Source organism: Emcibacteraceae bacterium, from assembly GCA_041396985.1.
Taxonomy (GTDB): domain Bacteria; phylum Pseudomonadota; class Alphaproteobacteria; order Sphingomonadales; family Emcibacteraceae; genus Pseudemcibacter.
Genome location: JAWKXO010000001.1, coordinates 899,080 through 920,015 on the forward strand (window position 1 = coordinate 899,080; position 20,936 = coordinate 920,015).

20 protein-coding genes are annotated in these 20,936 nt (G+C 33.3%); 1 reads left to right on the forward strand and 19 read right to left on the reverse strand.

All coding sequences use genetic code 11. The annotated features are described in order from the left end of the window. Positions 1-4: 4 nt before the first annotated feature. From R3D86_04355 to R3D86_04370, 4 genes are all read right to left on the reverse strand, one after another. Entirely contained in the window at positions 5-553 is a 549-nt protein-coding gene (locus R3D86_04355) for a hypothetical protein (protein MEZ5757432.1), read from the reverse strand. A gap of 41 nt (positions 554-594) precedes the next feature. After that, positions 595-1,029, reverse strand: coding sequence for a hypothetical protein (locus R3D86_04360; protein MEZ5757433.1), 435 nt, complete (start codon positions 1,027-1,029; stop codon positions 595-597). Positions 1,030-1,044: 15 nt separating this feature from the next. Beyond that, positions 1,045-2,907, reverse strand: a complete 1,863-nt coding sequence (gene asnB / locus R3D86_04365) for an asparagine synthase (glutamine-hydrolyzing) (GenBank protein MEZ5757434.1) — start codon at positions 2,905-2,907, stop codon at positions 1,045-1,047. A 107-nt stretch (positions 2,908-3,014) separates the two neighbouring features. Next, a complete protein-coding gene (locus R3D86_04370; GenBank protein ID MEZ5757435.1) occupies positions 3,015-3,917 on the reverse strand; it encodes a Wzz/FepE/Etk N-terminal domain-containing protein in 903 nt (300 codons plus the stop codon). 160 nt (positions 3,918-4,077) lie between these two features. Between R3D86_04370 and R3D86_04375 the strand changes: the two genes are divergently transcribed. Next, on the forward strand, positions 4,078-5,460 hold the full coding sequence (locus R3D86_04375; protein MEZ5757436.1) for a hypothetical protein: 1,383 nt from the start codon (positions 4,078-4,080) through the stop codon (positions 5,458-5,460). Positions 5,461-5,494: 34 nt separating this feature from the next. Here the strand turns inward: R3D86_04375 and R3D86_04380 are convergent, their stop codons facing one another. The 15 genes from R3D86_04380 to R3D86_04450 form a co-directional block, all read right to left on the reverse strand. After that, complete coding sequence (locus R3D86_04380) at positions 5,495-6,610, reverse strand: hypothetical protein (protein MEZ5757437.1); 1,116 nt, start codon at positions 6,608-6,610, stop codon at positions 5,495-5,497. 55 nt (positions 6,611-6,665) lie between these two features. Next, entirely contained in the window at positions 6,666-8,498 is a 1,833-nt protein-coding gene (locus tag R3D86_04385) for a hypothetical protein (GenBank protein ID MEZ5757438.1), read from the reverse strand. A gap of 21 nt (positions 8,499-8,519) precedes the next feature. Beyond that, complete coding sequence (locus R3D86_04390) at positions 8,520-9,206, reverse strand: hypothetical protein (GenBank protein ID MEZ5757439.1); 687 nt, start codon at positions 9,204-9,206, stop codon at positions 8,520-8,522. A 26-nt stretch (positions 9,207-9,232) separates the two neighbouring features. Continuing rightward, positions 9,233-10,168 carry a Gfo/Idh/MocA family oxidoreductase gene (locus R3D86_04395; protein ID MEZ5757440.1) on the reverse strand — a complete coding sequence of 312 codons (936 nt, stop codon included), beginning with the start codon at positions 10,166-10,168 and terminating at the stop codon, positions 9,233-9,235. A 63-nt stretch (positions 10,169-10,231) separates the two neighbouring features. Beyond that, positions 10,232-11,389, reverse strand: a complete 1,158-nt coding sequence (locus R3D86_04400; GenBank protein MEZ5757441.1) for an acyltransferase — start codon at positions 11,387-11,389, stop codon at positions 10,232-10,234. Continuing rightward, positions 11,386-12,366 carry a hypothetical protein gene (locus R3D86_04405; protein ID MEZ5757442.1) on the reverse strand — a complete coding sequence of 327 codons (981 nt, stop codon included), beginning with the start codon at positions 12,364-12,366 and terminating at the stop codon, positions 11,386-11,388. Before R3D86_04405 ends, R3D86_04400 begins: the two co-directional genes overlap by 4 nt. A 15-nt stretch (positions 12,367-12,381) precedes the next feature. Then, positions 12,382-13,152, reverse strand: a complete 771-nt coding sequence (locus R3D86_04410; GenBank protein ID MEZ5757443.1) for an oxidoreductase — start codon at positions 13,150-13,152, stop codon at positions 12,382-12,384. Further along, complete coding sequence (locus R3D86_04415; protein MEZ5757444.1) at positions 13,139-13,849, reverse strand: acylneuraminate cytidylyltransferase family protein; 711 nt, start codon at positions 13,847-13,849, stop codon at positions 13,139-13,141. Before R3D86_04415 ends, R3D86_04410 begins: the two co-directional genes overlap by 14 nt. Beyond that, complete coding sequence (locus tag R3D86_04420; GenBank protein ID MEZ5757445.1) at positions 13,846-14,862, reverse strand: Gfo/Idh/MocA family oxidoreductase; 1,017 nt, start codon at positions 14,860-14,862, stop codon at positions 13,846-13,848. The genes R3D86_04415 and R3D86_04420 overlap by 4 nt, the downstream gene beginning before the upstream one ends. After that, positions 14,852-15,910: a nucleotidyltransferase family protein gene (locus R3D86_04425; GenBank protein ID MEZ5757446.1), complete on the reverse strand. Its 1,059-nt coding sequence runs from the start codon at positions 15,908-15,910 to the stop codon at positions 14,852-14,854. Before R3D86_04425 ends, R3D86_04420 begins: the two co-directional genes overlap by 11 nt. A gap of 7 nt (positions 15,911-15,917) precedes the next feature. After that, positions 15,918-16,550 carry an acetyltransferase gene (locus tag R3D86_04430; protein MEZ5757447.1) on the reverse strand — a complete coding sequence of 211 codons (633 nt, stop codon included), beginning with the start codon at positions 16,548-16,550 and terminating at the stop codon, positions 15,918-15,920. Beyond that, the gene (gene neuB / locus R3D86_04435; GenBank protein ID MEZ5757448.1) at positions 16,543-17,616 is read right to left on the reverse strand and encodes an N-acetylneuraminate synthase; all 1,074 of its coding nucleotides are present in this window, start codon (positions 17,614-17,616) and stop codon (positions 16,543-16,545) included. Before neuB ends, R3D86_04430 begins: the two co-directional genes overlap by 8 nt. Beyond that, positions 17,607-18,803, reverse strand: a complete 1,197-nt coding sequence (gene neuC, locus R3D86_04440) for a UDP-N-acetylglucosamine 2-epimerase (GenBank protein MEZ5757449.1) — start codon at positions 18,801-18,803, stop codon at positions 17,607-17,609. Before neuC ends, neuB begins: the two co-directional genes overlap by 10 nt. A gap of 2 nt (positions 18,804-18,805) precedes the next feature. Continuing rightward, entirely contained in the window at positions 18,806-19,945 is a 1,140-nt protein-coding gene (locus tag R3D86_04445) for a LegC family aminotransferase (GenBank protein MEZ5757450.1), read from the reverse strand. Further along, positions 19,938-20,930, reverse strand: coding sequence for an NAD-dependent 4,6-dehydratase LegB (locus tag R3D86_04450; GenBank protein MEZ5757451.1), 993 nt, complete (start codon positions 20,928-20,930; stop codon positions 19,938-19,940). Before R3D86_04450 ends, R3D86_04445 begins: the two co-directional genes overlap by 8 nt. Positions 20,931-20,936 lie beyond the last annotated feature (6 nt).

Sequence of the window (20,936 nt, forward strand, 5' to 3'; positions counted from 1 at the left end):
TTCATTAATCCGCAAGCGAACATTCATAACTTTTCCCATCTTTATTTTTTATGGCTTCGCATGAAATATAAAACTTATCTGCACTTTGTTTACCATTAGCAAATGAAATCACTGCAAACTTACAATATCCCAAAGGCAATCCGTCATGAGGAAATGATGCTATTTTCTCCCAGTTTTTCAGGTCGTAAGATCGATATAAATGAACGAAATTAGAATGGACACCATCACCGATTTCAACTGTGGTCTGTGCTAAATGTATATCTCCAGGAAATGACTTAATATACCAGACTGGCCCATCGAAAGGTTGCGTAACTTTTATACTATTATCTTTTCTATCCAGAGTTACTAAATGACTGGTCTCTAATTGCGAGTCCATAATCCAAACTACTTTTTCTTTTGTAAAAAATAAATTGACCGTTCTCCAAATCTGACTTCCGTCACCATGCACTACTTTATTCTTGAAAGTAGAATCCGTAAATTCAAATAAATAACATTCACCTTGAAAATCACCAGTTGCAACCCAAAGATGATCTGTATATGGGTCATGATACACTCCATGTATATGTCTTATACCCTCGATCTCGCAAATTGTTTTCAAGTTTTTCCACCATCTTTCGATATATAAATTGGTACTGGAAGTCGCTCTGAGTTACTTCCATATTCACCAAGAATAAATGTGTTAGGCGCCAAACTTTCAATGCTCATATGCATTACAGTATTGCAGTTCCTGAGCTTGTGCGTTCTTTCTATTTTTTGTGATGCTAGTGTATAACAATAAATATTTGACCTATATGTGATAACAATAGAAGACCTATCTTTTGCTAATCTAATTGAAGATTTATCCAACCTCAATATACGCCTGAATATTCTTATATAACCTAAAGCTCTATAGTAAAATGGCAAAGGAAGTTCAACATAATGAGCTTCTTTACCAATTTTAATGAATATCTTATTAAATTTACTATAGATCATTACCTGATCATCCGCATGATGGATGATTTCAGCATTTTTTATTTGTTTCAGTTTCATATTCTAAAGTTCATTCTATTGAATCTTTTTAGTCCAAACTCTAATCCATGCATCAAGAAATAAAAACTGGTATATTTTAAATGCATTGTTCTTTTTATTGTCAAAATGGTCCATGATAATAGAGTGGACAATATCAAGATTCAAAAAATCACCTAGTTGCCCTTTTGATAAAATTTCCCAAGTTTTGGCAAATCCCAGCCTATTAATTCTTTCATCTAGAGGGGGATTAAATCCCGCTTTTGGCCTAGATACTAACTCATTAGGAATTTCTTTTTTCAATATTTTCTGCAAAACACATTTCTGCTTTGTTTTATTAATTAATTCATTGTCCGGTAAGGAAATACCTGACTGATATACCTCCAAATCCAGTAATGGAACCCGCATTTCCACACTAGCTAACATACTTGATTTATCCGCTACTAATAAATTATGAGCCAGAACACATGAAAAATCTAGCAACAATGCTTTCTTTAAAGGAGTTATTTTATTTTCTTGAAAGAAATAATTATTTACATATTTCTCGAAACCATCCTGTAAATCTTTATTTTTTATAAGGCCACGAATTTCATTTGACGAGAAAAAACCTATAAGATGGATATATCCAAGATTAAAAGACTTTTCCAATAAAAAGCTTTTTAATCTATCAACTTTCTTTTCATATTTTTTAAGAATGGAAATAAAAGGTGTGGCAGCCAATAATAAATACTTAATACCCTTAAATAAAAAATGATATTTTGCTAATAAGTGTCTTGGATAACCTGCAAATGCCTCATCCCCACCCATACCACTCATTACAACCTTATATCCTTTCTCGCGGGCTTTCTTACATAATCTCTCTGAAGCTATAAATGTGTAATCTGATATTGGCTCTTCAACCATTTTAGCAATGTGTTCAATTTCTTTTAAGAAGTTTTCTGGAGCACTGTCAGCTGATTTAACCATTTCCAAATCTAGGTTTAACTTATCTGCAATTTTTGTTGCATAGAATTTATCATCTGCCATCCCAGACTCTAGTATTTCTTTCTTACTACTTTCGAAAAACAGACACTTAGTATCTTTGCCAAGGAAACGTGCCAAAACGCTCGAATCCAGTCCACCGCTATATAATAAGGCAACTGGAACATCTGCCATCGATTGATCAATTGTTGCATGCTTAATTTTTTCATCAACAGCATCCATATCGCAATTATCAGCTATAGTTGGCTTGTAATATTCAGTTTGTGTTATATTGCCACTTTGATTAAACTCTAAGTATGTTCCCGGCTTTACCTTATTCACATCTTCAAAGCCAGTTCTAGGTTCAAACAAATAAGCCATATTAATATACTGGCAAATATCAGCAGGCGATATTTTCTGCTTAACTTTGGAAAATTTAAATAATGCTTTCAGCTCTGAAGCAAAAAAGAAATTATTATTTCTATCTAAAAAATAATAAACGGGTTTAACACCAATCTGATCTCTGACTAAATAGGCTTTATTAACAACTTTATCAATTATGAAGGCGGAAAATATACCATTAAATTTTTTTAAACATTCAATTCCATAAAATTTATATGCTTGAATAAATACTTCCGTATCAGAATTAGTTACAAATGTAATTCCCTGCTTAATTAGTTCATTCTTAAGAATACGATAATTATAAATTTCGCCATTAAAAATGATAATATATTGCTCATTATCGATGCAAAATGGTTGATTTGATCTAGGGTCAAGATCAAGTATGCTGAGACGAAGATGCCCAATTCCCATCTTCATCTGTCCAAAATTCAATAACTTTTTTTGTTGATTATCAGGCCCCCTATGTATCATCGCCTCAATGGCACACTCTAACTCTTTTTCGTAATCTTGACGGGAGATGTATCCTACTATACCACACATTATCGAACTCTATTAAAATATGTAATAGGCAACTTAAAAAAACAATCCTTTATAAAATTGCATGATAAATAATTTATATTATAGGAATACAGCATTATATTTTAACTTTACAAATTGCCCTGATATTCTTTATAAGAAAATCTACAAAACTCAATTAATAGACCTATAAAACTTCCCAGAAGCAAGCCTATAACAAAAATTAATGCCTTATTAGGACTAACCGGTAAATCTGATTCTGTAGCTGGGTCAATAATTGACAACGAGTAATCATCGCGGGTTTTCGCCAACAATCGTGTTTTGAGCTCCTCTTGTATTAGATCGAAGAAAATATTCTTTATTTCTGCAACATTAGTTTCAAGTAGCTGAGTTTGAAGATATTTGATTCTAGAATCCGATTTCTCTATATCTTGATTTCTTTTAAAAGCATTAATATCATTAATGAACATTTCAAGCCATTGTCGTGAAAGTTTAGGTGAAGGCGATTTAAATGAAATCTCTATTATTCCTGTTTTAGGATCTGTAACAATGGATAATCTGCCTCTAAATTCATCGTATACTTCTTCTGAGGTCGGAATTCTATTTTTCTTAAGTTCTGCTATATTCCATTCCTCTTTTTCCAAAAGATATATGTCGGGATCATAAATAAGTTCATCCGTACGTTGATCCCACCCTTTTATAGCCATAAGTGGGATTTTTAGTTTATGCCGTTCAACAAAATCCAAAATAAACTTTCTCGACTGAAGTATTTCAAGCACTAAATCTATTTCCATTACCGAACCTGGACTTGCTGTTACTCCTGTAATTGATGCAATACTATCGTTGATACTAGATCTCTGGCTGTCATTATTATCTGTTGGTGCAACCACTACTGTTGACTGATATTTATTTGGCAATAAGAGAATAATGCAAAAAGCGAGTAAGCAACCAACTAACGCAGAAATTATAATAGTTAACTTACCGGCCCAAAATAATTTGATTAAATCAAACAAATTCATTCTCACATCTTTCATATGTATTTTGTGGCCATATTAATATTTTCATCAGCAAATTAATATAAATTATAACTTTTTTAGGTTAAAACCTATAACACAATATATTAGTATTGCAAGTAAGAGAGCAAATCTTTATTAGCGAAAGATAATTATATGAATTTCATCCAATGGAACCTAAATGAGTGATATAAAGAGCAAATTTGGATTATACTTAGGTTCATTTATTGCCCAGTTCCCGTCTTTAATTTTATTACTTTTCATTGTTAGAAATTCTTCGGTAGAAGATATTGCACAGCTTGCGATTATTGACGGAATAATATTATTTCTTCCATTTTTTCTCACTTTGGCAAGCGAAAGATCCTCCGTAATAGCATTTTATGAAAAATCTTCATATTCCGGATTAAATTTATTCGCTTCAGGAGTAGTAATTGTTATTATCTCGTCACTGTCCATTCTTATTTTAAGTATTTTAGTTCAATGGGTTTCAGGAAATTTACAATTATTTTGGTTGTCGTTGATGGTAATAGCCGCATGTGCAAGTACTGGGCTTTATAATATTCAAATCCAACGTAATCTTGTACTTGAAAATTATTCTGCACTTACTAAAACACAATTCAAACGCGGAATTGGCATTATCATTTGCGCCTTAATATTCATAAATATAGACTTTAATTCTGTTTTAATTTATCCATTATCACTCTTTATTGGCAGCATATTTGCGGTTTACGATAGCCTTCCTGAATCTTTAGAAAATTGGAAAGTCAAAAGCCTAAGAGTACATATTAAGTATCTTTACAGAATGAGTAGAGTTGCATTGATTGTAATATTTTTATCTTATATTTTAGCCAACATCGGCCGCCTTTCATTGGAATATTATGATAAAACTCAAGACTTAGCTATTTTGCTCATATATATAAAGAATTCCCTATTAACAACCGTGGTAATGATGCCATTCGCAACTTTTTTAAAGCCGAAAATCCTTAAAGAATACAAACAATCTCGAAAAAGATTGCCAGCGAGTTGGGTCCAGATTTTATTCTTTAGTACTTTTGTTTCTGTAGGTGCTATTTCTTTTTTCAATGTGCTTTGGTCGGCATGGGGATTAGCGGAAATAAAACCCGATTATTTTAGTTTCTCTATATGCTTAGCTGGCTCTACTGCTTTGTGGTTAATGAGTTCCAGCATAGATTTATATTTTGACCATTCAAACCTTCTATCGAAAAAAATAATGATTTACAGCTTGCCAATTTTCTCCCTAATTGTTTTGTTTTTAATTTTTGGTTCTCTATTCAATTATCGTAGCGTGATTGTTGCAATTTCTGTGGGACAATTTTCAATACTTACACTAGGGATTTTTTTAGCATTTAATTTTAGTCAAATTATTAAGCAATACTTATTCTTAGTAAGCGTCCTAGGATCAATACTTGTTTTTGGAAAAATATTTGAAAGATTATCCACATCATATTCAGAATCAATCTATTTCCATGCCGCATCAATAGTATTTACATTAATCTGTGCAATCAATTCACTTTTCTATCTATTTAAATACCGCAATGCGTAAAATAACTAAAACCATATAAATAGCTCTTCCTGTTTTAATCACTTTCCCAAAAACCTTTCTCAGCCATAACGATTAAAAACCAAAGCAGCGGAAATGCAAAAGAGAAAGACTGAGCTGTAAAAGCAAAGACCAAAAACTTTACCAGTGCAGGCACATTCTTATTTACATATAAAGGGAAAAAAAGCAGAATATAAAATATCAAATAAAAATAACCAAAAATCAATAACCCCATACCTAATGTACTCGGCATATTAATGTCTGGTGCCACTAATTCAAAATTAATATCAAAAGTATAACCGTAAAATATTGAATCGGTAATCATTTTAAGGCTGTTTAAATCAACGTTCCCTAAAGCTACTCCAAAAGGATTATTTGCTAACGATACAAAACCTGCCGTTATAGAATAAATTCTAACGAAAAGTGAACCTTGATAGAGAATTTTCTCAGGGGATGACGCAATTATAGTCATCAAATTTACTGCCCTATATTTATCCAGATCAAAGTAATTAATTGAAAAATAAAAAGCTATAAACACCGTTCCAACAATAATTATTCTATAAATATTTAATCTTTTAATCCCTTCATATAAAAATAGGGTTGCTATCATTATGATTCCTGTTGAAGCCTTGGTTAGAGCGATACAAATTCCTATAAAGAAATTCAAAATATGAATAGCTTTCGTTCTAACAAAAACATTTGAATAACAAATAATTACGAGAAAAGTAAATAATACAAAGGCAGTGAAAGAGGGCTCCGTGGTAAGTGCACTTATACCTCGAACCCCGCTAATATCCTTAATTTTTACATCACGGACTAATATCCCGGAGAATTGAGAGTAAAAAGCTGGGAAAATAAATTGAAACAATGAAAAAGATATATAGACAATAGCATATTTTTTAACACTCAGAATAATTTCCTTATTTAAAGTATTATATATAAAAACATAGATTATCAATGCATAGGGAAAGGCTAATATTTTAAAAACTATTTTGTTTTCTTCCTTAATAAATAAAGCCCAGGTAATTGCAAAAATTGAGAAGCAAAAAAGAAATATTGCATTTCTATTGATTTCTAATGTTTTAATATTTGCCACTAAATATGAAAGTGCAAAAATTCCGGCAAACGGTTGAATATCAATATTTAGGGGCAACCCCATATTAAGATATGGTAAAAATATAAAAAAATATGTGATATTAATAAGCAGTTTAATTACATTTTTCCTTATTACTTATAGCAATTAATTCATCCAAATTCTTATCAAATACTTCTATATCAGTAATAATCCCGTTATTCTTTCTAAAATTTTCCAATGCTAAATTATGTCGTTTTATAAGTTCATTAAGTGAATAGATTTTATCTGCCAAAAGAGGAATAGAAGTGATAATTTCTATTCCTTCCGGAATAAAATCACTTTCCGTATTTTGATAACTATTAAATTCAGGGACAAAAACTATAAAAGGTAAATTTGTATATAACAGGTCACTTATAACGCCGGATGGATATGTAATTGCAAGGTCAAAACTACTACAGAAAACAGAAAAATCCTGCTTATATGATCTGATATAATATGCTTCTGGAATTATATGTTCATATTTTTCATTATCTCTAGGATGTAATTTAACTGAAATATCTATATTTGAATTTTTTAATTGTTTTTGCAGCTCCTTTAAAAACTTAGCATTCACATCCGATTCAACACCTGTAAATATACATAGTCTTATGATTTTATTTTCATAAGAAGCTGAATTGTCTTTATTAAAGTTACATATACCCTGTATAGTACCAATATATTTAATTTTTGCGGTTTCACTCGGCCAACACTTTTTAAATGCCTCTTGGACCTTTGGTGTTTCGCATATAAAAAAATCTGAGCAAATAGGTATGGGTAAATTAAAGAAAGCTTGCTGGCACCATTGAAGTTGAATAGACACCATCTTAAAATTTCTAGCCAATTTAGCGTCTATGTATGCCTGAACGGATTTTTGTTCTAGACTAATGAGCATTTTAGACTGCACAAGCTTTAAAATTGAGCATATTTGATGTTGGTAAATTTCAATACTTGATTTTAGTACTAACGTTTCCAATATTGCTTGTGTGAAATTTATTTTTACATTCTTGTATATGAATTCACTACTTTTAGACATAAATATCTCAACGAATGTATTTTTGTATATTCTAAGAGTTTCTAGAAAACTTGTATAAAGCCCTGTGACAATATGTATATTATTTCTATTCATTGTGTTTTCTTTTAGAAAACTAAATGCTCCCGTATCAGTATAGGTAGAACCAATTATTATTAATATTCTTTTCTCAGTTAAACTTAGATAAGGTAGAATTGTAATAGCCTGACCAACTGTCCTAACAATGAAGACGTGTTCAAATATTTTACCTTCAACGCAATTATGATCTACTTTTCTTTTTATACTTCCTTTTATATCCACTGCTAACCTAACAAGAAAAACTGCCCATAATCTCAAAGGATTAAAAATACCAACCTGCAATGGAAACTTTAACTTACCCTTCGTATAAGTTACTTTATTTTCTTTCAGATAATTCTCAATATACGGCAATAAAACAGAATGACGGTCATATAATCTAACACCGGAAGATTCATATTCTGCTAAATAATGATTTGATGTTCTAAAGTTCCACAATAATGATGAAGGCAATCGGAAAATAACATTTTTTCGTCCTTTTAATGTTAGAACTGTATCAATTCCATGTAGATAGCCAGCAATTGGTCTGAGTGAACTTTGATAAAAACTGTTTGCGTATCCAAATAAAAATTGTTTTTTTTCGCTTTTATTCTTAAACCACTCTGCAAATTCAGATGTTAACATAGCATTATCCACATCTATAAAATCTGCTTTAATTGTTTCGCCTTTATGAGTTGGGCAAAACAAGTCTGTTAAGATAACATCTCCCTCTTTCACAACACGCAATGTCTTAGAAATATCATCAGATGTTAGAGCAAGATAAACTGAACAAGTCAACTTCAACTCCTTAATTTCTTTAAATTTCGGCCCACTACCACGCAAAAGGCAGATACCATAACTTGCTTACGCTAAATTGTGAATTTTTCTCAGCATTTGAATTACAGAACGAGCAACTACTACATTCCCCCAAACATTATAATGGGAATCTATAGGATCAAGACATAGATCAATTCCTTCATCCTTAATCAATTTTTCTGCATCTATGCAATAAATATTATTAGATAAAAATTTAACTTTACATTTCAAGAAAATATTTAATTCATCAATAAACACTTGGCAGTGAGGATTCTCTGAAGCATGTTGTTTCATAATTGGCGGTGTTGTTAAAACGATCAAATTACAACAGAATTTCAATACTTCTCTAATTGAAGATTCTATGTCTTCTGTCGTTTTCCAAGGTCGCCAGTAAATATACTTTTGCCAAAAACCTTTAATCTGTCTTACACAGACTCTAAAAAACTTCATTGGAAAGTTCTGTGCAGTTGATAACATATAAGGTAGTGTCCTAGGAAAAATATCAACAATTCCAGCTCCTATGACAATAGTGTCATATCTTATATTCTCATTTTTAATTATTTCTGCACAATCCACGAAAGTCCTATAAGTTTTAAAATTATATTCACAGTTTATTCCATCAAGATTCAACTCAGATTTCACGATTGCCGGCCACGTTTCTTTTAGTAAAACTTTCTGAGACGAAAACAGCCTTGGAGCACCATAACTATCTCCAATTAAAAGAATATTTCCCATTAAAACAGATATTTCCTATTTGATATTCAATAATTAGCAATTTTATTATATACTTTACAATGATCTAAATGCTCTTGAAGAGTACAAAAATTTTCTGTCTCATTTAATAAAAAGTCCTGAACTTGCCTATATAAACCAGGCTTAAATAATATATCTAAAGAATTATCTATAGTTAGTTCATCAATTTCTATTGAACCTAATTTCTGAATTTGTAGCTTTTCAATCGGCCTAAAGATTAATCTATGCTTTCTTGTCAACATTTCCACTCCCCATCGACCTGGAGCATTCCAATTTCCAGTATATGAAAATAGAGCGCCATCAGCTGTTTCTCCTGCTCCTGAATATATTGCACTTCTACTATGCCATGGTGTATTACCTTTAGTAAAACAGACTATTTCTTGCGGCCTTCCTCCTAAATAGAAAGCCAAATCTAATACATGAGTTGTATTTCCCAGAAACCAATTCTCTTTAACTCCTTCTGCTTTTATTAAAGGTTCAATGGTATGAGCCCATTCAGTTACTTCAAATGTAAAGTTTTCAACACCACCATCTTCTTTAATTATTTTCTGTGCCTCAAGTACTGAACTATAAAACCTTCTATTATAAGCAATATATACCTTTGCCTCACATTCATTAACTTCTTGAGTAAGTGAATTAATTTCTTCAATGTTTAATCCACCAGGCTTTTCTAATAATATGTGCTTAATGCCAGCCCTGATTAAACTTTTAGTCGTAGAGGCTAACTGTTCTATACCTACACTCACTATAGCTGAATTTGGGACCGGCTCATCTCTTAAAAGAAATTCATCTATCCCACCACAGATAACCCTCTTTCCAGTTTCACGCTCAAATTTTAAGGCTGATTCCTTGCTTCTTCCAATAACAAGATAATCTCTATTCAAGGCTGTTAAAACCTTACTATAGTCAATAGCCATAGTTCCAGCACCAACCAATAATGTCATTTTTAACCTTTCTACAAAAACTCTTTAAATACACTTCAACCAGTTAGGTCTATTATATAAAGATTATGTGGATTTTTTTTTATAAATACTTCTGAAGTAGTTACGACCCGGCTCTTCAATGATACGGTATGTCAACGAAGAAATGATAAAAATAATTCCTAATGTTACTATTACAAGCATATCTCCGCTCCATTTTGATAGAGCTATTGAATTATTAATATCAAATTGAGGAAATTTAAATGTCCTTAATGACACATAAATAGAAGTAACAACTATCATATGATTTATATAGATTGAATATGAATGCTTTCCGAGCCACAATAAAATCTTATTTTGCAGTAACGTAGAAATAACACCATTTGTCCCAGTAAAAACCCAAACAGAAAATGCAAAAATTGGTACTGCTAAATAAGTTAAATTATCTATTTTTGCCCCAAGAACCAGACTATATCCAATTAAAAATAAAGCTAAAATTTCTAAAATGGAAAAATATTTACGGGGAACTATCTTCTCAACGCTCATTCCCAGCTCTCTGAAATTGAACACTAAACATCCTATAAAAAAACTTAACCAACAGCGAAAAATCCCAAAATGGAATGTTGTTGCCAACATTCGGTCATTCAAGGGTGAAATTAACAAGGAGAATGAAAAGATTATTAGAAATAGATATGCCGCGATCTTTAATTTAAGCCTTTTATTATAAATTAACATAATAATAGCAAATGTAATATATGTAAAAAACTCAACACTTATGCTCCAACTTGGACCATTAAAAGTCAGATAATCATAAATTCCCATGGAATGAATAAAAAATACATTTGCCAAATATGATCCAAAATTATTTTCAGTAAAGGGACCAGTCATTCCAGGAGCTATCCCAAATTTTGTTATTGCCACCCACTGTATACATTCATAAATCAGCCAGACATTTAAGAGTACAAAATGTAGCGGGAAAAGGCGGCCTATTCTAAAAATCATAAACTTCATCATTGATTGGGCATCAACAATATTATTTTGATAATTAAATGCCAAAACAAAACCAGAGATAACAAAGAATAAATCCACGAACAGCCAACTGCCTTCTCGAAATGGCGTAAAATATATGTGACTTGCCCATTTCATATGATGGAAAATGACAAATACTGCCGCAAGACCTCGGAGGGATTCCAAGGAATTAAAATATTCTTTCGGGCCCCTTATAATTTCACCCTTCTTTTTCATGTAATAGGACAAATATCATAATTACTGATGCTATATTTATTTATATGTTTTAATACTGAATTTAAAAATGGTCTATGTAATGCTGCTGAGTCAGAATACTGTGTCAGGTCAGATTTACCTTCGGTTAATATTTCTTTGAGAGCAATATTTGTTAATTGGCTTTGATAAAGAAATGAAAAGTTCTCAACTTTTAATTGATTGTCTCTGAGATCAATGATTTGGCATATACCTTTCATTTCATCTACTGATACTTCATAATTTTTTGATTTTATAAAAATTTTGACAGAGGGTTCTTTTTCATTGACTCTACAATCCAAAACAAATTTACTGTTAGGAGAAGTACCGATTATTCTGCCTTCTAATTCCTTAAAGTTAGGTCTTTTACTGTTTAATACTCTGGGTTCCAAACCACTCATATCAAGCTCATATGTAATTTTATCCGTTAAATATGACCATAAATCTATCATATGAATAGAATTACATGCTAGCCCCCAATTATTGCCCACTACATTTATTTCTATGTTACTTTCAGCGCTTAGCAGTTCGTGTAATTTATGATAAATGGGTTGCATACGCCGAGGACAATTGACCCAAGCAGAAATTTCATACTTTTCTAATAAATTACTTGCCACAATTATTTGTTCTTCAGATTGAAATAATACTTTTTCAAATATTATGTTGGCCAAACTAACTTTGTGAACCAACTCTTTCAATATATGCAATCTGCAATCTGCACTCGTTGCAATAATACATAAATCTATATTTTGGCTGATATTATTTAGATCTTTTTCAAATTTCAGATCTAAAATATTATTTGAACTTCCTACCTCATCAAACCGAGTTTTAGCTAATTTAAGAGCATCTTCAAATGGATCAACTACAGAAATAGATATCTTTAATTCACTCATTGCTAAAGCTTGAAGATGACGGCTACCTAGTTGCCCCGCACCCACTAATAATACATTAAATTTCTTCATTTAAATTTCCTAGTACTAAAGACTAAACCCATCGTCCACAATGATATTCTGTCCATTAATATATTTAGATTGATCAGAAAGAAGAAAAATAAGCGCTCCAACAATATCTGAAGGGTCTAACATGCCTTTCACTGCACAGTACTTTTTATACTCATTTAAAAATGATTGAGGCTGATTATCCAGAATGCCCCCAGGTGAAATTGCATTTACCCTAATCTTGTCTGCTTTAAAATACTGCGCCATATATTTTGTCAAATGAATTAACCCGGATTTAATTGCTGCATATTCTACCGGCATTGTCATTTTAGTCCCATTATAAATCTCAAATCTAGGAGTCATTACGCCGTATATCGATGAAATATTAATAATGTTGCCTTCTTTACCGTCTCTAAAATATTCTGCAAACTGCTGGGAGGTTACGAAATATCCTCCCAAATTAAGGCCTACATTCTCACAAAAATCTTCATATTCAACTTCAAAGAAATGCTTCCCGTAATTTTTATTTCTTGGGTAAGCATTATTAACAAGGGCGTCTATTTTTCCATAACGCTCGTGTATATAATTAATTGCATTTATAACAGAATCTTTTTTAGTAATATCCATTACAACAGCATCAACTTTATTTTTCTTATTAGAATATAAATTTTTTATTTTTTCAATTGCTTCTAAATTTAAGTCAGCTGCAATTGCTATACCCCCATTTTTGACTATAGCTTCTACAAAAGACTGGCCAATTAGGCCACCTCCCCCTGTAACAACAACAACTTTTCCTTTAATCATTTCCATTCACTTTTTCTAAGTTACTCATTAATTCTGCCACCTTAAAATCAAAAATTGTATCAATATCAATTGCCCGCTCTGTTGGGACAATGTGTGCGTCAATATTGCCATCAAACAATCCAGAATTATTTAATATAAATGATGGCCTACTAACATAAGCAACGGTTGTCATGTCATAAAAACTTGGGGCATCTTGTCTTCGGGAAAATGGAACCTCTGGTTTAAATGCTATTACATATTTATTCTTTTCAACCGCCCTTAGCATATTAAAATACGGATTTCGCGCTGCTTCTGTACAGGTAACTACTACATCAACATCCTCTTTTAACAAAGAAATACATATCTCAACATCTTCAACAGATCTTAAAGGTGCAGTAGGAGGCAAACTAACAAATACATCGAATTTTCCATATATTTTTTGTACTTCTGTAATAGCATGTTGCCATGACAACCATTCAGGTGAATTATCAGCGGCCAACTCTTTAGGTCGTATAAAAGGCACTTCTGCCCCGAACTCCTTTCCTATTTCTGCAAGTTCTTTATCTTCTGTTGACAATATGACATGAGATATTGACGGTGATTTCTTTGCCGTAATAATAGAATGTGCCAAAAGCGGAATTCCATTCAGAGGCTTCTTATTCTTTCCGGGCAACCCTTTGGATCCCCCTCTAGCAAATATAAATGCTATGCATGATAAAGTCATGTTTGATGATCACTTTCCATCTTTAATTCAACAGATTTTTTCCGATTGGAAGATATTGACATTGCTTCAATCAACATCAATACATCATGTCCCTCTTTTAATCCAACCGATGGTTTTTCTGACTTCGCTATACATTCAAAAAAATACTCAGTTTCACTAATATATGTATCATTATTAATCAGAGGGACTTCTTCAATATATTTTTCGTGATTACTATTTTCCAAATACAGGTGTCCTTTATTTATTTCCCACCTGAGATGTGCCTGCTCAAATGAAATTTCGCAGAACCTGGTCGGCATTTTTTGAAGAAAATCCAAGTGTAATGATAGGCAATGGCCAGAAGCATACTCCAGTATACAATCAACACTGTCTTCGACATCTATTTCCAATCTATTTGTACTGCTAACTATTGCGTTTACTCTACTTGGCATTCCAAAAAGATAATTCATGTAATCTATCTCATGGCTCAATTCCAGTAATGCTCCACCACCTAATTTTTTTTGTGCTGATACTGTATTACGATAGTCAAGTTCAGGTCGCCAGTTCGGCAAATACTGACCAGCTGAAATTGTTGCTGTAATAACTTCCCCATACCTCTTTGTGTTAATAATTTCTTTTATGCGATCCATGGTCGGTAAAAAACGCATTACATACGCTACCATGCAAATTGTATTATTGTTCATCGCCTGTACTATAAGATCACTTACACCTGATACTTGGTTTGATAATGGTTTCTCAATTAGTACAGGGCAGCCTATCTCAATAAATTTTAAAGCATCCTGGACATGAAATGGTGCTGGTGAAGCAATTATACATGCATATGGCTTTGAAATTTTTATCGCCCTATCTATAGAATTTACAATATTATCAGCCAGATCTTCACAAGGAACGGTGTTCTTAAGTGATCTACGTACTACTGTTATTATAGATTCTGGATATAACTTTCTAATATTTCTTAAATGTCTTTGTCCTATACTACCAAGCCCAATAATTATAATGTGTTTATTTTCCAATAAATTCCTCCTGAACATCACACTGCGCTTTTTCAAACTCGTTTGGCTGACCAATATCAAGCCAATACTCGTGTATAGGAAACAAGTTTACTTTCTTTCCCTCTTCAACTTTTTTCATTAAGAAAGGAGGCATATCAATTTTTACATTCTGCTCAATGTCTTTGAGCAATTCGGGCTCCAATACATATATCCCGGCGTTTATGAAATAAGTTTGTACAGGCTTCTCATCTACGCCTATAACATTGCCATCACTTTCTTGAATAACCCCATAAGGTACCTGATATTGATGTTGCCTGACACACATTGTTGCAATACCACCTTTTTCCTTATGATCTTCCAGAAGATGGTCAATATTAACTTTAGTAAGAATATCACCATTTATCATAATAATTGGCAGGTTAGGTAAATCATTCGGGAGTAATCCTAAAGCACCACCAGTACCAAGCGGCTTTGCTTCGTGAACATATGTAATAGAACATCCAAACTCTGATCCATCGCCAAAATAATTCTGAATAACTTCTGGCAAGTAATGTGTTGAAAAATAAAAATTTCGAAATCCTGCCTCTATAAAAGTTTCTAATATTGTTTCCAAAATTGGCTTACCCCCTACCTTCAGCATTGGTTTTGGACAATTGTCGGTCAAAGGTTTAAGGCGGGTTCCGAATCCACCTGCCATAATAAATATAGGATTTTCTTTAATAGTACTTTTATAATGATCTCGAAGTGAATGGAGCCCTACGAGAAAATTGTCATTATCAACAACAGGAACTGCCAATATATTATTATTGCGCAACAATGCATCAATTTCACTAGGTGGCATAGATGAATGGGCCAGAATTGGCTTTTTATTCATAACAGTTTCAGCCGCCATCAGCAAATTGCCATATTTTAAGAGAGCACGGCGCACATCACCATCGGTTAAAGCGCCAATAAGCTTATTTTCTTCATCAACCACTAAGGCAATACGTAAAGCTTCATTATCTAAAACTGATAATATTTCTAATAATGTATTGCTTGGTTTAACAATTGTTTTTTTCCAATCATACATTTCCTATTTATCCTTTATAAGTTGACTCAGAACTTAAGTCAGAACGAACCAGAACACCTGCACCTACTGTTACATTATGGCCTATATTTATTCCTTGAATAATTGTGGCGCCAGCCCCAATAAAGCAATTTTCACCAATTTTAACATCACCACAAATTGTAGCTCCAGGAGCTATATGGCAAAAATCACCAATGGTTACATCATGGTCAATACTTGCGCCAGTATTAACAATCACATTTTTGCCAATTTTACATCCCGTCTGAATTATAGCCCCCGCTATTAACTGACACCCCTCACCCAATAATATATAAGATCCTAATGTTACAGATGGATGTATTACTGTTTTTATTTTAAAACCTTTATAACTAATTTTTTCAAAAATCGCTTTTCGCCAGTTTTTCTTAGGTAAGAAACCAACACCTATAGTCACTTCTATTTCATCGGTAGCAAAATCATCTAAAATATCATCTGTGCCCAATACGTTGAAATCATCAAAAATATTAGTACCGGATTTTATTTCCAAGTCTGTGAAGCCCAATATATTTCCGCCGCTCGCTTTTATAGTATCAGCCAACATACGGGCATGACCACCAGCGCCAATAATTATTGTAGGTAAATTTTGGTTCAATTTATTACTCAATAAAGTCATCCTTAGCATAATTTTTATGAGCAATTGAGTTATTTAATGACCACCATTCCATAGGACTTATTCCCAAACCAGGCCTTTTTATAGTCATATTCTCCAGATTTAAGGTTTCTCCAACTTTAATTGGTTTTGCAGCAAGTATACTTTTCCGAGCAACTTTTTTGGTGTCCATTTCATTTATATCCGGCAGTTTTCTTCCATCTCCCAGCATCTTGCTAACTTCACGGATAGCCTTCACCATTTCACTTAACTCATTTGGATCTAATGATGCTTTATGGTCCGGTCCCCTCATATTTTTATCAAGGGTAAAATGTTTTTCAATAATGCTGGCGCCTTTTGCAACGGCAGCAATTGAAGCTGTTATCCCGAGAGTATGGTCAGAATAACCAGTATTTAAATTAAAGGCATTTTTCAATGTATCCATTGCATTTAAATTTACACTTTCCGCTGGTGCCGGATACGAAGAGGTGCAATGCAATAGGGAAACATTTTCGCCAATAGATTTTCTACCTTCCGGGGAAATAAGCACTTTATAACAATCTTCCAATGATGAAATTTTCGTTTCAGGAATGCAGTACCCATGGGCAATTACCGCCAAAGCATCTTCAATTTCGCCTAATGTTGCCATTCCGGTCGATAAAATAAGTTTGGCATTTGTTTTGGCGTGATCATGAATAAATGGCCCATTTGTTATTTCACCAGACGGTATTTTTAATGTCTTTAGCCCAATATTATTAACTAAAAAATCCAGGCTCTCTTTGTCAAAAGCTGTTGATAAAAACTGAATGTTATTTTTCCTGCATACATTGATAATCTCATGATGCATATTTTCGTCAAGCTCTAGCTTTTTAAGCATTTCAAACTGAGTTTCATCAGAGCCACTTGTATCTTTTTGATAGTTTGCTTTTTCAGCAGATTTTGTGACAAGATTTTCAGCTTTAAAAGTCTGGAATTTCACTATATCTGCACCCGCCTCGGCAGCCGCTTCAATCAGTTCTTTTGCAAGTTCTAAATCACCATTGTGATTAACACCTGCCTCGGCAATTATTTTTACTTGCATTTATTTTCCAAATCAAGTTCATCAAAATCAATATTAAAAAATGCTTTTCGATTAATTCTATTTATTTCCGTATTAAGTATATAATTGAAAATCCTGGATGATGTATTTTCCTGCTTATATGGATTTTTAACTTGTCCTGCTATAGCCTTAAATTTACTGGAAAGTGCAATATTGCAGGCTCTGATGATACTTTTATGATTATCGTCGCAATGTATCACACTTTCCGCATAAATTCTCCCCTTTTGACGATCACCAATATTTATGGTTGGAATTCCAAACGACGGTACCTCAATAATTCCGCTAGACGAATTTCCAAGGACAAATTCTGCATTCTTAATTGCACTTAAGTAGCGCAATTGCCCTAAAGAATTTACCAAAATTATATTTTCATTATCCCTGCTGAATTCTTTTAACTTATCAATAATTTGTCGCCCATATGTATCTGCATTAGGATAAGTAATAATAAATTGCATCTCAGAAAATTCTTTGAGAGCTTTCATTAATTCATCTATTGCCTCTAGATTTGACCTGTACGGTAGTGTTACGGGATGATATGTGACAACGGCGTATGGCTTGCTTAATTCACACTTCATTGATTTAGAGAGCTCATTTACACTTAATAACTCGAGTTTATCAATGTTGTCCAAGCCAGGAGCACCAACATTAAAAACCCTCTCCGGCTCTTCACCTAGCTGAATAATTCTTTTTCTGTATTCTTCAGTCGATGCAAAATGCAAATAAGACATTTTGGTGATTGAATGTCGAATTGAATCGTCAATGGCACCTTCTGTTACCTCTCCACCATGAATATGGGCAACCGGGATACCCGCAATTAAGGCAGCGGATGCAGCCGCGAGCATTTCATACCTATCCCCCAACAAAATAATTATATCCGGTTTTAGCTCATCAAATGCATCTGAAAAACCAAGCAACGCGAGTCCCATAGACTTTGTAACAGAAACTGTGCTATCATTTGCTAGCAACATTTCAATTTTCTTATTAACGTAAAAACCATCTTCAATTATATGATTTATGGTAAATCCAAATTCTTCAACAAGATGTGTTCCTGTCACGACTAACTGAAGCGAGGTTTCTTTACAATCGTTAATAAGACTCACCAAATTTCGTAGAAGCCCATATTCAGCCCTTGTACCTGTAACTACGCATATTTTCCTTGTGAAATCCATAACTACAATCTCGCGCTGCTTGGAAGATTGACTATACGGTCTTCAAGCCATTTTGAATTTTCAAGTAAGTCAGATTGACAACCCTTAAACATTGGAAGTTTGTTAATTAAAGTCCAGACTGGCCGTACCATAACATTTTTTGAATTAACAAAGTTTAAAAATTCATCTCTTGCCGGTCTATCCTTAAGCAATATAGCATTTAGCCAGAAATTTCCTTCTGAATCTTTTATCTCATCAATAAATTGCTCTTCTCTAGTCTTAAAAAAATCCTTGTATTTTTGAGCAATTTGTCTTTTGGATTTTAAAAAAACATCAATCTGTTCAAGTTGAGCACATCCAAGGGCTGCATTTATATTTGGCAACCTGTAATTATAGCCAACTTCATCGTGAAAAAACTCATATGGATGAGGCTTCTTTGCTGTTGTCGTTAAGTATTTAGCCTTTGCTGCTATATTTTGATCCTTAGCAACGACCATCCCTCCACCACCCGTTGTGATAATTTTATTCCCATTAAAGCTGAATGCGGCAATATCACCGAAAGTCCCCAATGCTTTCCCTTTGTAGCGACTGCCAATAGCTTCAGCTGCATCTTCGACTAATAAAATGTTCCATTCTTTACAAATTGAAGCAATTTCATCAATTCGGCACGCATGACCAAAACTATGCATTGGAACGACAGCTTTTATTATCCTTCCTGTTGACTTATTAAGGCAGCCTTCTTTTGTTAATTTGGCATTTTTCTCAAGAAAATTTCTTAGAGCAACGGGCGACATGCCCATTGTGTCTTTATCCACATCCACAAACACAGGATACGCTTTTTGATATGTTATGGCGTTACAGGTGGCAATAAATGTAAGAGACTGTGTAATTACCTCGTCATTCTGAGATACCCCAGCAAGGATCAGGGACATATGAAGTGCGGCAGTTCCATTAACGCAGGCAACTGACTTTTCAACACCAATATATTTTGAAAAATCCTGTTCGAATTGGTCAACAAAGCGCCCTACACTTGAGACAAATGTACTGTCTATTGTCTCAGCAACGTATTTTTTCTCATTACCATTAAATCGTGGCTCGTGCAGCGCTATAAAATCATCTGTTTCATATAGTTCACGAATGTAATCTACGACTTCGTTATACATTATAAATTCCGGATTTATACTTTCTCAGATTCTCAGGATTTTGGAACCAATTTACTGTTTCTTGCAATCCTTCTCTAATAGAATATTCCGGCTTAAAGCCTGTAAGTTCGTTAATTTTTGTATTATCACACCATAATCTGAAAACTTCTGATTTTTCGGGTCTTATACGTTGTTTATCCGTAACAAATTTTACATCACTCCCCATAATTTCTTTTATCAAATTGAGTGTATCACCAACAGATATTTCAAAATTTGACCCTATATTGACAGTTTCCCCTATTGATTTTTCGCATTTCGCCAAGTCAATAAATCCTCTACATGTATCAACAACATAATTAAAATCTCGCGTCGGGCTGACATCTCCCAGCTTGATTTCTTTTGCACCGTCTGCAATTTGCGAAATAATTGTCGGGATTACGGCACGGGCTGACTGCCGAGGTCCATATGTATTAAAGGGTCTGGCAATTGTTAGAGGTAAATCAAATGCATTAAAATAACTCATCGCCATTGCATCCGCTCCTATTTTTGATGCACTATATGGGGATTGTGGTTGCAAAGGATGCTTTTCATCAATTGGAACATACTGTGCAGTGCCATAAACCTCACTTGTGGAAGTATGAATAATTCTCGAAACCCCATTATCCAGAGCCGCCTGGCAGATATTTAAAGTTCCATTCACATTGGTATCTACATAACTATCCGGCGCAATATAAGAATATGGAATAGCAATTAACGCTGCCAAATGAAAAATAACTTCAATATCCTTAGAAATATGACGACAGAAATGAGGGTCACGAACATCGCCACTCACAATTTCTATCTGATTTAAACAATCGATGTCTTCCAACCATCCCCAATAATTAAAAGAGTTATATAATGATAATGCTTTAACCGAATACCCTTCTTTTACCAATGCTTCGACAAGGTGCGAACCAATAAATCCATCTGCGCCTGTTACCAGTACTCTTTTCTTTTTTAAATTCATTTATTA